Origin of the sequence: Halarcobacter anaerophilus, from assembly GCF_006459125.1 — a bacterium.
In the GTDB taxonomy this organism is placed as follows: domain Bacteria; phylum Campylobacterota; class Campylobacteria; order Campylobacterales; family Arcobacteraceae; genus Halarcobacter; species Halarcobacter anaerophilus.
Window position 1 is genome coordinate 282288 of record NZ_CP041070.1, and the last position, 15664, is coordinate 297951.

15 protein-coding genes are annotated in these 15664 nt (G+C 31.3%); 10 read left to right on the forward strand and 5 right to left on the reverse strand.

What is annotated here, in order from left to right:
* Positions 1–78 precede the first annotated feature (78 nt).
* The 9 genes from AANAER_RS01440 (at position 79) to AANAER_RS01480 (ending at position 10002) form a co-directional block, all read left to right on the forward strand.
* Positions 79–1563, forward strand: coding sequence for an NAD(P)/FAD-dependent oxidoreductase (locus tag AANAER_RS01440; protein ID WP_129081462.1), 1485 nt, complete (start codon positions 79–81; stop codon positions 1561–1563).
* Positions 1564–1574: 11 nt separating this feature from the next.
* Positions 1575–2150 carry a Tll0287-like domain-containing protein gene (locus AANAER_RS01445; RefSeq protein ID WP_164969326.1) on the forward strand — a complete coding sequence of 192 codons (576 nt, stop codon included), beginning with the start codon at positions 1575–1577 and terminating at the stop codon, positions 2148–2150.
* Positions 2151–2170: 20 nt separating this feature from the next.
* Complete coding sequence (locus AANAER_RS01450; RefSeq protein ID WP_129081464.1) at positions 2171–2833, forward strand: cytochrome c4; 663 nt, start codon at positions 2171–2173, stop codon at positions 2831–2833.
* A gap of 44 nt (positions 2834–2877) precedes the next feature.
* Positions 2878–3105 (forward strand): hypothetical protein, encoded by a 228-nt coding sequence (locus tag AANAER_RS01455; RefSeq protein WP_129081465.1) that lies wholly within the window; start codon positions 2878–2880, stop codon positions 3103–3105.
* Between the two features lie 48 nt (positions 3106–3153).
* The gene (locus tag AANAER_RS01460; protein WP_129081466.1) at positions 3154–4290 is read left to right on the forward strand and encodes a cytochrome b/b6 domain-containing protein; all 1137 of its coding nucleotides are present in this window, start codon (positions 3154–3156) and stop codon (positions 4288–4290) included.
* A gap of 147 nt (positions 4291–4437) precedes the next feature.
* Positions 4438–6888 carry a molybdopterin-containing oxidoreductase family protein gene (locus AANAER_RS01465; protein WP_129081467.1) on the forward strand — a complete coding sequence of 817 codons (2451 nt, stop codon included), beginning with the start codon at positions 4438–4440 and terminating at the stop codon, positions 6886–6888.
* A 2-nt stretch (positions 6889–6890) separates the two neighbouring features.
* Positions 6891–7538: a 4Fe-4S dicluster domain-containing protein gene (locus tag AANAER_RS01470; protein WP_044416562.1), complete on the forward strand. Its 648-nt coding sequence runs from the start codon at positions 6891–6893 to the stop codon at positions 7536–7538.
* 1 nt (position 7539) lies between these two features.
* Positions 7540–8802 carry a polysulfide reductase gene (locus AANAER_RS01475; protein WP_129081468.1) on the forward strand — a complete coding sequence of 421 codons (1263 nt, stop codon included), beginning with the start codon at positions 7540–7542 and terminating at the stop codon, positions 8800–8802.
* 15 nt (positions 8803–8817) lie between these two features.
* Positions 8818–10002, forward strand: a complete 1185-nt coding sequence (locus tag AANAER_RS01480; RefSeq protein WP_129081469.1) for a rhodanese-like domain-containing protein — start codon at positions 8818–8820, stop codon at positions 10000–10002.
* 66 nt (positions 10003–10068) lie between these two features.
* Here AANAER_RS01480 and rplT read toward each other — a convergent pair whose 3' ends face one another.
* From rplT to thrS, 4 genes are all read right to left on the reverse strand, one after another.
* Complete coding sequence (rplT, locus tag AANAER_RS01485) at positions 10069–10428, reverse strand: 50S ribosomal protein L20 (protein ID WP_044416556.1); 360 nt, start codon at positions 10426–10428, stop codon at positions 10069–10071.
* Between the two features lie 103 nt (positions 10429–10531).
* Entirely contained in the window at positions 10532–10726 is a 195-nt protein-coding gene (rpmI, locus tag AANAER_RS01490) for a 50S ribosomal protein L35 (RefSeq protein WP_044416554.1), read from the reverse strand.
* 155 nt (positions 10727–10881) lie between these two features.
* Positions 10882–11421 carry a translation initiation factor IF-3 gene (gene infC / locus AANAER_RS01495; protein ID WP_129081470.1) on the reverse strand — a complete coding sequence of 180 codons (540 nt, stop codon included), beginning with the start codon at positions 11419–11421 and terminating at the stop codon, positions 10882–10884.
* Positions 11418–13226 carry a threonine--tRNA ligase gene (gene thrS / locus AANAER_RS01500; protein WP_129081471.1) on the reverse strand — a complete coding sequence of 603 codons (1809 nt, stop codon included), beginning with the start codon at positions 13224–13226 and terminating at the stop codon, positions 11418–11420. The genes infC and thrS overlap by 4 nt, the downstream gene beginning before the upstream one ends.
* A gap of 108 nt (positions 13227–13334) precedes the next feature.
* On the opposite strand from thrS, the gene AANAER_RS01505 reads away from it, so the two are divergent.
* A complete protein-coding gene (locus tag AANAER_RS01505) occupies positions 13335–13847 on the forward strand; it encodes a hypothetical protein (protein ID WP_129081472.1) in 513 nt (170 codons plus the stop codon).
* Between the two features lie 27 nt (positions 13848–13874).
* Here AANAER_RS01505 and AANAER_RS01510 read toward each other — a convergent pair whose 3' ends face one another.
* Positions 13875–15521: a DUF3373 family protein gene (locus AANAER_RS01510; protein WP_129081473.1), complete on the reverse strand. Its 1647-nt coding sequence runs from the start codon at positions 15519–15521 to the stop codon at positions 13875–13877.
* Positions 15522–15664 lie beyond the last annotated feature (143 nt).

The following is a 15664-nucleotide window of genomic DNA, read 5'->3' on the forward strand; positions in this document are numbered from 1 at the left end:
AATTAATTCAGTATACTCTAAGTTTTGTATTATCTATTTTTCGGTAATCTATATAAAACAATTTTCAAAGGACTTTATATGACAAATAATGAGGAGCTTAAAAAAGCTTTAAATATTTTAGATTCAGAACTTAAAAAGAAAGGAATTTCAAGAAGGGATGCTCTTAAATTAGCTGGACTAGGTTCAGCATCTTTTTTAATGGGAAACGGTACTGAAGCAGAAGCTGCAACTGTAGCAAAAGCAAGCGAAGCTAAAGGGAAAATAGTTATTGTAGGTGGAGGTCTTGGAGGTATTGCAACTGCTGCAAAATTATCTCATGATTTATCAAATCCTGATATTACGGTAATAGAACCAAATCCGATTTCAGTATCATATCAACCGGGACAAACACTAATAGGCGGTGGAATTTGGGAAAAATCAGATATTGTTTATAATACAAAAGATTTTATACCAAGCGGCGTAAAAATGATAAAAGACAAGGTAGCTGAATTTAATCCTGAGGCAAATCAAGTAAAAACAGAGAGTGGACAAACTATCTCTTATGATTTTTTAGTAGTTGCTACAGGATTAGTTTTAGATTATGGACAAATTAAAGGTTTAGAAGGGGTAGGGCACTCTGCCGAGGCAAACCCTGAGGTTTCTAAAAAAGTGGGTAAAAACGGAGTTCACTCGATTTATTATGCTGATGGTGCTGTAAATACTTGGAAAGGTATGCAAGAGTTAATAAGCGAAGCAAAAAGCGGTAAAAAACTAAAAGCACTGTTTACTCACCCAAATACTCCTATTAAATGCGGTGGAGCACCTAAAAAAATCATGTATTTAACTCATGCAAGACTTAGAGATGCAGGAGCAAGAGAAAATGTAGATATGTGGTTCTATCCAAACGGTGCTACAATGTTTGGAGTTCCTGAATATCATGAAGCTATTAAAAAACAGTTTGAAGCAAGAAATATGAACTGGGAATATAGAAATAATTTAGTTGAAATTAATACAGATAAAAAAATTGCAACTTTTGAAAAAAGATGGTTTGAAAAAGGTGAATGGGATGAAGATTTAGAAGATTATGAAATGATTCCTATGAGCAAAAAAGTTGAAAGAGAGTATGACTTTATTCATGTAACTCCTCCAATGAGAGCACCTGATGCAGTTAAAAATTCAAGTTTAGCATGGCAAAAAGGTAGTGCTGCAAAAGGCGGTTGGGTTGAATTAGATAAAGAGACTCTACAACACACAAGATATCCAAATGTATTCGGTATCGGAGATGTTGCTGGTATTCCAATGGGGAAAACAGGTGGAAGTGCAAGAAAACAGTATAAAGTATTGGCTGCAAACTTAATTGCTGCAATGGAAAATAAAGAGATGACGGCAAAATATGCAGGTTATACAGTATGTCCATTAGTTACTGATATAGGTAAAGTTATGCTTGCAGAGTTTAACTGGACTAAAAAACCGACTCCTTCTTTCCCTCTTGATCCTACTCAAGAAAGATATATTTGGTGGCTATTAAAAGTTTATTTACTTAAACCTATGACAGTTTACGGAATGTTATCGGGAAGAGCATAAGAGAGATTAAATTGAAGAGAATATTTTTAGGAATTTTATTTTTATTATTTGGTTTTGCTAACTTCTTAAATGCTCAAGAATTGACTTTAGATGAGGTTAAAAAAAAGGCATTAACAGTTACAAAAGAGTTTGAATCAAAACTTAAAAAAGAGTTGAAAAATGCAAAAAGAGAAGGCGGTATAAAAGCTATGACTGAATATTGTATTAAGGACTCTAAAAAAATTTTAGAAAAAATGAATAATAAATATAATCCTCAAATCTCTATAAAAAGGGTTAGCCTTAATAATAGAAACTCTAAGGCAAAACCTTTAGAAGATGAGGTTAAAATTCTTAAAGCTCTTGATCTAATCCAAAAATCAGATGCTTATGAACCTGAACAGATAGTTCAAGTTATATCTGATACTAAATATAAGGTTTATTCTCCTATTCAGATGAATAGCAGGGATTGCAAAAAGTGTCATGGTTTAGAGAATAAAGTTAATAAAGAGTCCCAAAAAAGATTTTTTGAAGTTTATAAAAATAAAAAAGGTTTTGGGCATAAAAGTGGAGATATCAGAGGCGCAGTTGTTGTTACTATCTCTAAGTAAATATTTAAAAGGAAAAATAAATGCAAATTAAAAAAGCAATTTTTTTAGGTTTCATCGCGTGTCTATTTGCAATAACGGCTAATGCAGCAGACAAGAAATATACAAATGCAGAAATTTATTCAAAAATGTGTTCTAAATGTCATGGACTAAACGGGGAAGGTAATCCTGCAAAAAAAGGTCCTGCTTTAAACGATCAAACTGCACATGAACTAGAGATGAGTTTAATTGATTTAAAAAGCGGCGGACTAAATCAATCTTCAGGTACAGAGCATGAGATTATGGAGCATAATATGCAAAAAATTATTGAAAAAGGTATGGATTATGAGCCAAAATCTATGTCTGAATATATTTTTGTAGCTTTTAATCCTGAAGCAAAATATTATAAAAAAGGTGATGAAAAAAGATCATACACTGTTTCTGAAATATATGCAAAAATGTGTTCAAAATGTCATGGTCTAGCAGCAGAAGGTAATCCTGCAAAAAAAGGTCCTGCTTTAAATGATAAAACATCACATGAATTAGAGATGAGTTTAATTGATTTAAAAAGCGGCGGGTTAAATCAATCTTCAGGTACAGAGCATGAAATTATGGAACATAACCAAAACAAAATAGAAGAGAAAGGTATGGATTATTCTCCTAAAGAGATGGCTGATTTTATAGAGAATAATTTTTATAAAAAATAGAGAAGTAAAGGAAAATATCCTTTACTTCTAATAATGGAAAAGAATTGAAAAAATTAAAAAAAGAGATTATTGTTTTTTTTACAATCTTTGTATTGTCATCTTTGATTATGCATTATTCGGCTTGGATTAGTCACCCTATTGAGCATATAAAAGCTTTATCTTATCACTCAATGCCGTACCATCCGATTTTATACACATTTATCATATATATCTTAGTAGCAGTTGTTAGAGGAATTTTTCTTTTAATCAAGAAAATTATAAGTAAAAAATAGTTTTTTTTAAAATAAAAATATGAATGAACAGTCATATGTTAGGTTAATATGAAAAACAGTAAAAATAAAACTTATGTTTGGTCTTTTCTTGGAAGATTGAGTCACTGGATGTTGGTATTCTCTTTTTTGGGATGTTATATTACCTCTTTTTATGAAAATCTGCTAACTCTTCATATAGCTATAGGAATTACAGTTTTCGGTATGCTTTTAATGAAAATCGTATGGGGCTTAATCGGTCCTAAATATGCAAGATGGAGTGATTTTAGTTTTTCAGTTGATGCTCTAAAGCACTATTTTTTGGAAAAAATACATAATAGATATAGAGACATAAACCCGGGACATAATCCTGCTTCCTCATGGTTTGCTTTTTTAGTTACGTGGATAGGAATTTTATGCTGCTTAAGCGGATTTTTTTTATACGGTATTCAAGAAGCCAAAGGGATATTTTCATTTTTAAATGAAAACTATATTTCTAAAAGCTATATTTTTGATAACATTCATGTTTTTTTAGTTTATATTCTGCTTCTTATGATATTTGCACATATCTCAGGAGTATTGATTGAGCAGTTTTATCATAAAACTGATATGGTGATGGCAATGGTAAGCGGATATAAAAGAGCAAAAGGTGAAGATATAAAAATTACTCTTAGAACAAAAGTTTTGGGTACTATATATATTGTTCTTGTTCTTTTTGTATCTTTTTATACTTATTATGTACCTGAGAATATAGTAACAAAAAGTAAGTTTAAAGAGATTTCATATAAAGAGCAAAATTACGACTTCTATTTTGAGTGTTCAGATTGCCATAATCTCTATCCTCCTTTTTTATTGCCAAAAGATTCTTGGATTGCTTTAATGAAAGATCAGCATGAACATTATGATGAAGATTTAGAATTAGATGAAAGTTTGGTAAAAAATATTACATCATATATGGTTACTAATTCAGCTGAAAATTCTACAAAAGAATCTGCTTTTAAATTTAGAGATGAAATAGAAAATTCAAAAGAGTATACTATTACAAAAACTGATTATTGGAAAAGAACTCATAAAGATATTCCCGATGAAATATTTGAAAATGATATAGTTGAAACAAAATCAAATTGTGTTGCTTGTCATAAAGATTTTGAGAAAGGAATTCTTGCTGACATAAATATTACATATCCTCCAAAAGTAGCTAAAAAGTAATAATTTTTACTTATAATAAACAATAAAAATCAAAAAAACTTATAAAATATATGAATATTCATTCATAAATAAGTTTTTTTTATCAATTTTAATGTTAAAATTATCTTATTAATATAAAATACTAAGTAATAATTAAGAGGAGAGAAGATGGAAGTTGAGATTTCAAGAAGAAAATTTCTTCAAGGTACAGTAGCACTTTCTGTTGTTGCAGCATCAACTTCAGCACTTTCAAGTACCAAATCATATAATGATAAAAAAGTGTTTGGCACTACAAAAATTTCTTCAAATAAAGAAGATATAAGAATAGTTCCAACCTTATGTGAAATGTGTGTAAATAAGTGTGCGGCATATGCCAGAGTTGAGAATAATGTGGTTACCAAACTTGATCCGAATCCCCATTTCCCTAAATCACAAAATATGTTGTGTGCCAGAGGTAATGCAGGAATTCAAGCTTTATATGATCCTGATAGAATTAAATACCCGCTTATAAGAGTGGGAGAAAGAGGTGACGGAAAATATAAAAGAGTAACATGGGATGAAGCTTATACCTATATAACTAAAAAGTTAACTAAAATACTTGATGAAGAAGAAGATAACAGATCATGTATAGGTTATTGTGCGGGTGAAGGTATGGCAGAACATACATTCAAATCTTTTATGTTTGATAAAATAGGTTCTTCAAATTTTGTAAACCATGCCTCAATTTGTCTTCAAACAGCCGTATCTGGATATGCTTTAACTATAGGTAAATACGGGCAAGCAGATTTACAAAATGCAAGATATGTGATTATGGCAGGAGCAAACAGAGCTGAAGCAATCGTTACTCCAGATACTATGGATATCTTTAAAAGAACTAGAGGAAAAGGTGCCTCTTTGGTAGTGGTCGATCCTAGATTTACAAATACTGCAATTCATGCAGACAGATATCTTGCTATAAAACCCGGTACGGATTTGGCTTTTGTACTTGCAATGACATATCATGTAATTAAATATGAACTATATAACAGAACATATGTAAAAAACAATTTTTCAAATTTTGATAAATATAAAGAACATGTTTTAAGTAGTAACTATACTCCTGAGTGGGCAGAGAAAATTACGGGAATTTCTGCAAAACAGATAAAAGCGGTTGCCGAAGAGTTTATGGAAAATGCACCGCAATCTATATATTATCAAGGAAGAAGATCTACTTGGAGCAAAAATGATTTTCAACTTAGACGTGCCCAAGCAATTTTTACTGCTTTAGGCGGAGGAATAGATGTAAAAGGAGGAATTGTTTTTGGGAAAAAACTTCCTTTAGGAACTCATAAAGTAAACGCTCCTATGTATGCAAACGCTGAATCAAGAATAGAAAAAGATGTGGCTGCTATTGTCGGTGCCAGCGGTTCATGGATTGGATGGAGAAATAAAATTTTGGAAAACAAAACTCCTTATCCTGTTAGAGCCTTTTTTGCATATAAACAAAATCCGATGTTATCTGTTCCTACAACTTCTAAAACAAAAAAAATGTTAGAAAAAATGGATTTGGTAGTTGTAATTGATACTATTCCAAGCGATACTGCAATGATGGCTGACGTTATTTTGCCTGAATGTACTTATTTGGAAAGAGAAGATCCTGTAAAATCTTTTCCCGGAATAGAACCCTCTATTGCTTTAAGAAAAAAAGCCGTGGAACCTATGTATGAGACTAAACCTGTTTTAGAAATTGTTAGAGGTTTGGCAAAAAAACTTTCAAAACCTTTATGGGAAATAACTAAAAAATATGATGAAGATGTTCAAGACGAATTAGACGGAATGTCAGAAGAAGAGATTGAAGAGTATTACCAAGAAAACGGTTTTAATCTTGCAGATGCTTATGAACAATCTCAAGAAGAAGTAAACAAACATATGGTTGAATCCGTGTATGGAGAAGAGGCTTGGAAAATATTAAGAGAAAAAGGAGTTTTTTATCCAAACTTTTTAAAAGATTTTAAAAAAATTGATAATAACTCTTTTCAATATTATGATGAAAAAGAGAAATTTTACACAGTAGTTAAATTGGAAGATAGTCATGATTCCGATGATATTGATACTTGTATAAATCCAAGAGATATAGCAGAAATAAAAAGATTATTTCCGACACCTAGCAAAAAAATAGAGTGTTATTTGGATAATTTAGAGAAAAAAGGTGTTGAGCCAATGCCTGCATGGCATGATGAAGATTATAAAAAAGTTCCAAAAGGTAAATTTAAATTTATCAGCGGAAGACATGCTCAATTTACGCAAAATGCAACACAAAACAATGTGATGTTATTAGAACTTATGCCTGAAAATTATGTTTGGATAAATAAAAAAAATGCGAAAGAACATGGAATAGAACACGGAGATTTGGTTGAAGTTAAAAGTAGCGTCGGAACTGTACAGATAAAAGCATTTCCTACTGATAAAATAGTAGAAGATACTCTTTTTTATATCCATGGATTCGGTTCTAAATCTACAGGTATGACATTTGCCCAAAGAAACGGAGCAAGTGATAATGAAATTATAGAAGATGATATAGAACCTGTATTCGGTAGTGCAATTATGCATGAAACTATAGTTTCTATTAGAAAGGTTTAATTATGAATTACGCAATGGCCTTAGATTATCAAAACTGTATAAACTGTAAAGCATGTGAAACTGCATGTAAAGAAGAAAACGGTGTACAGTTGGGTGCAGATAAACAAAGAATTTGGGTAGGTATTACAGAAGGATCGATTTTTGGAAAATCATTTGTTAACTTATATCCTTCTCAATGTAACCACTGTGAAACGGCACCTTGTGTTAGTGTGTGTCCTACAAATGCAAGTCATATAGTTGCAGGAGGGATTGTTAAAGTTGATCCGGATAAATGTATTTTATGTAAAGGTTGCATGGAAGCTTGTCCTTATGATGCAAGATTCGTAGATGATACAAAAGTTGCCGTAGATAAATGTACTTTTTGCGATCATAGAATTGAAGAGTACGGAACTACGGCTTGTCAAGCAACTTGCCCTACAAATGTAAGATTATTCGGCGATTTAGATGATGAAAACAGTGATTTGGTTAAACTTTTGAAAAAAAGTAGATTCTTCTTCTTAAAAGAGGAAGCAGGAACTAGACCGAAACTGTTTTATATCGTTCCTGAGTCTGAGAATTATGCTAGACAAAGTATCTCTCATGATACCAAAATATACACTTGGGATGAGTATCTAAGAGTATACAGAAACGTGAATACTCAAGGAGTTTAGGATGGAAAAAATAGTTATATTGGGTTTACCTATAAATAAGGTTCCTTTTAAAGAGATATTTTTTAATAAAATTATGCTTTTATCATATATCTTAATCTGTTTTGCAATCTACGGAATTTATGATATTTTTGAATTGCGGTATTTCTCTGATGTTGCAACTTCTCACTCTTTGGCTTTGGAACCCGCAACTGAAGGATTAAAAGAGGCTATAAGAGAGGCGATTTTCGGTCATGTGGGAGAAGTCAGCAGAGAAGTTCCCTGGACGCTTTTCATTACAAATTATATGTATATGATATATACAGGAAGCGGAATGATTTTTCTTGTTGCTTTGGCAGAACTTTTGAATATAAAAATAGTAGAAAAACTTGCAGCTTCATTTATGGTATTTGGACTTGCAATGGTTTTTGCAGGACTCTTTACAATAGCAACGGATTTGAATATGTTAAATATCATATGGATGTTTTTAGATCCTAATGTAAATACAGGTATGTGGTTAATGTTACCTCTATATTGTACATATATTCCCTTTGTTTTATTTGAGATATATTTGATTTTGACTCAAAAAAGAGATTTGGCAAAAAAATTGGCATTTCCTATTTTATTATTAAGTATTTGCGTTGACTTAATTGAGTATTATATTCAAGCAAAACTTTTTTCTATGAATACAGCTAGACATTTATGGACAGAGTTCCCAGGTTTGATGTGGTACTTTATTATATCGGCATTCGTGTCATCATTGGGAATTATGGGAGTCTTGTCATTTTTTGTACATAGAACTAAAGACGAGTATAAAAAATTGATGGTTTTACTTAGAAAAGCACTGCTTTTTTTCATATATTTATTGGCAATTTACGAAGTTGTAGGATATTTGATAATTGATAAAGATTGGGCTTTTATTATTCTTTTCGGTGAATTTAAAGAGTTGTTTTTCGGTGGATACATTCTTTTTGCTTTGGTTCTGCCTTTTTTACTTTTAATGAGACCAAGTAAATATTATGTAATTCCTGCTTCAATTTCAGTTATTATAGGAGGTTATATAGGTAGATATTTATTTGTTTATGGAGGAAATGCAAACCCGCTTTCAAATAGATTCGGTGTTGGTTATGAGATGTATAACTTTTATGATATACCAAGCAGTTTTAACTATGTTCCTCCTCATTTAGGAGAGATATGTATTGTTATCGGTTCAATAGGTGTAGTTCTTTTTATTTATAAATTAGTAGATACACTATTCTCTGTAAATAAAAAAAGAGAGCTAGATTAAAATAAAGGAGAAAAGATGAAGACTATTTTAAAAAGTTTAGTGGTTGTTGGGTTACTTATTGTAGGTACTTTTGCAAATAGTTCTGATGCTTTGGCTAAACCTAGTGCCAAAGTTCAGTCTATGATTGACAATTTTAAGCTGGAAGTTGTTGATTATAATTATGCTAAAGCAAAAGTTGCCAAAGGAACTAGAAACGGAAGTAAAGCAATCTTTATTGATGCAAGACCGAATAAAAAATATAAAGTGGGAACTATTCCAAGTTCTTTGAATATTCCGGATACTGAATATGATAAATATGTAGGACAATTAAAAGATACACCTAAAAACAAAGAGATTCTTGTATTTTGCGGTGGATGGAAATGTACAAAAAGTCCAAAAGTTGCCGATATGCTTAAAAAAGACGGTTTTACAAACGTAAAACTTTATCAAGCAGGTGAGCCTGAATGGAGTAAAAGAAATTATAATGAAGTTGATTTAGCTGTAATAAAATCTGCACAAAGTAAAAACAGTGCCATTTTAATTGATGCAAGACCTTATCCAAAATATTTGCAAGAAACAATTCCGGGTTCAATCTCGATTCCTGATACGAAAATTGATGAATTAAAAGGAAGATTTCCTGTTTATCATATGGAAAAAATAATTGTATTTTGCGGTGGATACAAATGTGTTAAATCACATAATGTGGCAAAAAAACTTGTTTCTATGGGATACGGTAATGTTTCTGTTTTTGCAGCAGGTGTTCCTGCTTGGAAAAAAGCAGGGCTTGCTACAACAAAAAGTGCTTCTACTCAAAAACCCGTAACTCAAGAGAAAAAAGCTCAATTTAGTAAAAACGGAGCTAAAATAGGAACAGATGAGGGAAGTATTGACGGAGAGTGGTTATACTCTTTGATTAAAGAGGATAAAGTTCCTTCTTTTATTCAAATTGTTGATGTAACATCACCGCAAGAGTATAAAAGCGGTCATTTAAAAGGTGCTATAAATATTCAAGCAGAGAAATATTCTGCAAAAGATTTGGTATCAAAATTTCCAAAAGGTAAAACAATAGTATTTAATTGTACGGCAGGCGGTAGATCAATGGATGCTTGGACAAAAATAAAAGAAGCAGGATTAGATATCTCTGAAGTCTTCTATTTCGATGCAAATATTGATTGTAAAGGAAACAATTGTAAAATTGAGGTTAATGAACCTCTTGAATAAAAAAAAGAGATAAAAAAAGGGGTTGAAAAAATTCAACCCCTTTTTTATTGCAAATTTATATTTAAATTATGCTGCTAATGCTTCTTTTGCCTTTACTACTAATGCCGAGAAAGCCTCTGCATCATTCATAGCCATATCAGCTAAGATTTTTCTATCTAACTCAATGTTAGCTAGTTTTAAACCATTCATAAATCTTGAATAGTTAATATCGTTTAATCTGCAAGCAGCATTGATTCTGATGATCCAAAGCTTTTTAATATCTCTTTTTTTCTGTCTTCTGTCTCTGTAAGCATATACTAATGAGTGTTCTAATTGCTCTTTAGCTTTTCTAAAATGTTTTCTTCTTCCGCTAAAAAATCCTCTAGCTTCTTTTAAAACTTTTTTGTGTCTTTTTCTTCTTACTACACCAGTTTTTACTCTTGGCATATTATTCCTTTCTTTACCGTATTTTTTTTAATAGGTGTCGATTTTTTAATCGAACTTGTCCACTTAATTATGTGGAGGGACTATATAATTAAATTTTATTTAATTACGCGTTTAACATTGTTTTAACTCTAGATAAATCCGAGTTTGCTATTGTTTGTGGACCTCTAAGATTTCTTTTTCTCTTTTGAGTCTTTTTTGTTAGAATGTGGCTTCTAAAAGCTGATCCTCTTTTGATAGAACCATTTTTTTTAACTTTAAATCTTTTTAAAGCACTACTAACTGATTTCATCTTTGGCATCGTATAGTTCCTTTCTTATAAATTTGCATTTTCATCTTTATGAAAAAGTGTGAGATTTTACTTAAAAATAACTTAAGTTAAGGTTAAATAGTAGTTTTTGAAATATAAAGGGGGAAAAGAGAAGAGTGAATAGAAGCTCTTCTCTTTTTTATCAGTTAGTTTTTTGTTTTTTCAGATTTTGGAGTAATATACATATTTACAAATCTTCCCTCTTGCTTAGGTTCAGATTCTCTTACTCCATACTCTTCTAACATAGGCCAAACTCTCTCTAAAACTTCAGTACCAGCTTCTGGATGAGCCATCTCTCTACCTTTTAAAAAGACTCTGCATTTTACATGGAATCCTTTTTCAAGAAATTCAATGGCATGTTTTACTTTATAGTTAATATCATTTTCGGCAATTTTAACAGAAAATTTGACTTCTTTTATAACAATTACTTTTTGTTTTTTCTTAGCCTCTTTTTTCTTTTTTTCTTGCTGATATTTAAATTTACCGTAATCCATGATTTTTGCTACAGGAGGTTTGGCATCAGCAGCAATAAGAACTAAGTCTAATCCTAACTCGTCAGCAGTAGATAGGGCATCTCTTGTTGGAATAATTCCATAATTGGTTCCATCATCACCCATACATCTCACTTCTTTTGCAGTGATTTCCTCATTCATTATTGCTTCTTGTTTTTTAGAATTTCTACTCAAATTTTACTCCCTGAATTTATTTGATTTAACATTTTAAAGAACTCGTCTTTACTCATATTTGATTGTTCTCTTTTTCTTCTATTTCTTAGTGCAACACTTTTATTTTCAACCTCTTCGTCTCCAAGTACGACTATCATAGGTACTCTTTTTTTCTCAGCCATTCTGATTCTTTTATTTAGACTTTCGTTCATATCATAAATTTCAGAATCTATTTCATCATATAAAAGCTCTTTTTGTAACTCTTTTGCATACTCAACATGAGGTTGGGCAATAGGTACAAAAATAACTTGCGTAGGTGCAATTACAAAAGGAAATTCTCCTGCACAGTGTTCAGTTAAAATACCTATAAATCTTTCAAATGAACCTAAAATTGCTCTGTGAATCATAACAGCTTGTTCTTTTTCACCTTTATCATTTATATAATCGGCTTCAAATCTGCTTGGCAAGTTCATATCTACTTGAACAGTACCGCATTGCCATTTTCTTCCGATTGCATCTAAGATTTTAATATCGATTTTAGGACCGTAGAAAGCTCCTCCACCTTCATCAATTCCGTAATTAATACCTTTTTCATCTAATGCATCCATTATTCCTTTGGTAGTTTTTTCCCAAAAGATATCATCTCCGATTGCTTTTTCAGGTTTTGTCGATACTTCGATTTCATATTTAAAATCAAATAAGTTAAGTAAAGAGTCGACAAATTCTAAAACTTCAAAAATCACCTCTTTTATTTGATCTTGTGTACAGAAAATATGTGCATCATCTTGAGTAAACTCTCTTACTCTAAAAAGTCCATGCATCGCTCCACTCATTTCATGTCTGTGAACTACACCGTATTCAAAAAGTTTTTTCGGTAAGTCTTTATATGAAACTATACTGTTTTTAAATATTTGAATATGTCCTACGCAGTTCATAGGTTTGATACCGTACTCTTGTTCATCAATAGTGGTAAAATACATATTCTCTTTATAATTTTGATAGTGTCCTGAAATTTTCCACATATCTGATTTTAGTATTTCCGGACCACGTACGGGTTCATAACCTCTTACTCTATGAGCTTTATATAAAAGTTTTTCAAGCTTTCCTCTAAGTCTTGCTCCGTTTGGAAGCCACAAGGGAAGACCTGCTCCTATATCATCATTAAAAGCAAAAAGTTCTAATTCTGCTCCAAGTTTTCTATGGTCTCTTTTTTTAGCTTCTTCAAGCATTCTAATATAATCGTTTAGCTCTTTTTTATCAAAGAATGCTATTCCGTAGATTCTTGTAATCATCTCATTTTTTTCATCACCGCCAAGATAAGCTCCTGCTACTCTTGTAAGTTTAAATGCTCTGATCATTCTAGTATTAGGAAGGTGTGGACCTCTACATAAATCTTCAAAATCACCTTGCTTGTACAAGGTTAAGGTATCATCGGTAATATTTTGTAAAACAGCCTGTTTTAATTCATCTTTCGCAAATTTTTCTAGTATCTCTTCTCTGGTCGTTTCGTATCTTTGAATAGGAAGCTTTCTATTAGCTATCTCTTTCATTTTCTTTTCAATTTTCGGTAAATCTTCGTCAGTAATTTTTGATTCTACTTTAAAATCGTAATAAAATCCCTCTTTTACAACCGGACCTACGAAAAATTTTGCTTCTGGATATAACTCTTTGATAGCTTGTGCCATCATGTGAGCACATGAGTGTCTAAGTATTTCTAGAGACTCAGGGGAATTGTCTGCTTTGATAACATCACCTTGGATGTTTAAAGCCTCAGCAGTTTGAAGGTCATATATTTGACCATCACTTAATATACCAATTGGTTCCAATAATTTCCTTTCCTTTTAGTTTTTTTAAAAATTTGTACATTTTATCGCATTTGCACTTAAAAGTAATCTTAAGTGCTATTTTTTAATATAATTTTGTTAGAATATAGCATGATTTTAAACTTATCTCAAATAAAAACCGAAGCTTTATTACTTTTTTGCAAAGATCTGATTGAGTCTTATATTAACAAAGATGATATCGATTTTAATATTGATAAAGAGATAAACAGTTATATAAATGAAACTTCCCATGAGTTTTTAAAACAGCTTAAACTAATAACTTTTCCCAACGATTATTATATGAAAAATAGAAATCATTATAGAATCAAAGCAGTTTTAAAAGCTTATAATTTTATAAATAAAGAGTTAGACAAAGAGCTAAAAAAAGGAAAAGTCTTTAATCCTTCTATGCTCTATTTCTCTCTTTTAGCTGTTTGGTTTAAAGAGTTAAATAAAGAAGCAAACTCCAAACAATATATATACTTTACAATCTATCCGTATGCAAATGTTTATGATAAATTGTTAATTAATATCAAAGATGAAAAATTTAAATTAATTAATATTGCAATGTTGGAAATTGCCGAAAAAGTTATATTAGAACTGGATAAAATATCTTTTAAATAAAAGAGGAGAACCTCTTTTATTTTAGTATTAGAATCTATATCTTACGTATGCTGTAATACTTTGTGCTTTTTCAATAGCACTTGGTACATCTTCTATATCGAAAGGTTTACCATCATATCCAAAGAATGAGTTACTTCCTGTATAATCATATTTCATATATAGGTAACTTAAATGCCAACTTAAAGAATTAGTAATTTTTTGGTTTCTATAAACTTCCCAAGCATCACCTCTTGTAGCAATTTTACTTCCTGCAAAAGTATCTTCACCGTATGTCATAGGTCTCCAATATTGAGAACCGTGGTTAAATTCAAGACCGATTCTTGCTGTATCCGGTGTTAAAAGACATGGAGCATCTACCCCTAACCAGTAAGAGTAACCTGTTTTTGACTCATCTGAACCTAACATTCCTCCTGATGTACCACTTGGGTTTGTTCTTGTCATAGCAAATGAAGTAAAGAATTTTGTATCATCTAAATAATCAGAAATACCGTCACCTATACCGTCAACTTTAAATAAGACAGTTGCCATATCCATATCTCCAACATCCTTAAATGATGGACTTGCTGCATTTAGACTGAAAGCAGCATCGTTCAGACTTGAAAGTGTGGCACTACCAGTTTTATAACTATTATAAGTAGTTTGATAGTTTTGATATGCTCCCATAAACTGGTTGTAAGATGTTTCGTCAAATCCAATTAAGTTCCATGCATGAGCATATTGCATATGAACAGAGTATTGACCGTCATCATATGGAACGGCAATAAATCCTAACATATCAACATCTTCATTTTTAGTATCGTCTTTTGAGTATGCGTCTCCAAACATATCAAATCTAGGAGTTGCATTTGTAAGACCTCTACCTCCACAAATTTTAAACCAAGAACCTGTAAATCCAGTAACTTTTTCTGTATCCATTTTAAATGAGAATCCATCAAACTCTACATTTACAAGGTGTGATAATGGAGATTTTCTTTTTTGATCGTCTCTTACATTAATACCCAGTCCATCTGTTGAAGGTCTTCTCCCGACTGATACTGTCCAAGGAATATCTGCACCAAATAGAGTTTTATCTGTATATAACCAATAAGCTTCTTTAACTTTAAGTTCATTATCTAAAGCATTCTCATTTGTAACCCAGTCAAAGTCTGCATATCCTGGATTCGTATTAGATTGGCTATGATCAGCACTATCACCAAACGCTTTATTATATGATAATAAACCGTGGAAAATTGAATTATCATCAGGTTTATAAGCCATACCTAACCAAAGTCTGTTTGTCATAAGGTTACTATTTCTAGATTTTGAACCATCTGAATGTTTATATTGGATATTATCAACTCGTGTTCTAAAGTCGACATCCCATTTAATATTGTCACCTGCACTTTGAATTTTAGCAGCTTTTGCAGTTCTGTCAATTCGACTAACTTTTTTCTCTAACTTTTTGAATCTTTCATCGCTAACAGTAACAGGTGTTTCACCTTTCATCATTTTTTCTAATGATTCTTTATTTGCTTTTGATGTAGATTCCGTAGCACCTACTTTACTCTCCAATGCTGAGATTTGAGCTTTTAAAGCTTCAATTTGTTTCATCAAATCTTCTTGTGAAATAGTTGAAGCAAAACTTGAACTCCACATCGCAGCTATCGCACTTAATGCAATAATTGATCTTTTCATTTTCCATCCTTGTATAAAAGTTTAAATGTATTATATACTTTATAATATTAAGTGAATATTAAGTATGAATAATCATTCACTATATAAATTGAACTTATATTACGTAAACTCAATTTTAAATAAACAAAAAAAAGGGGAAATAA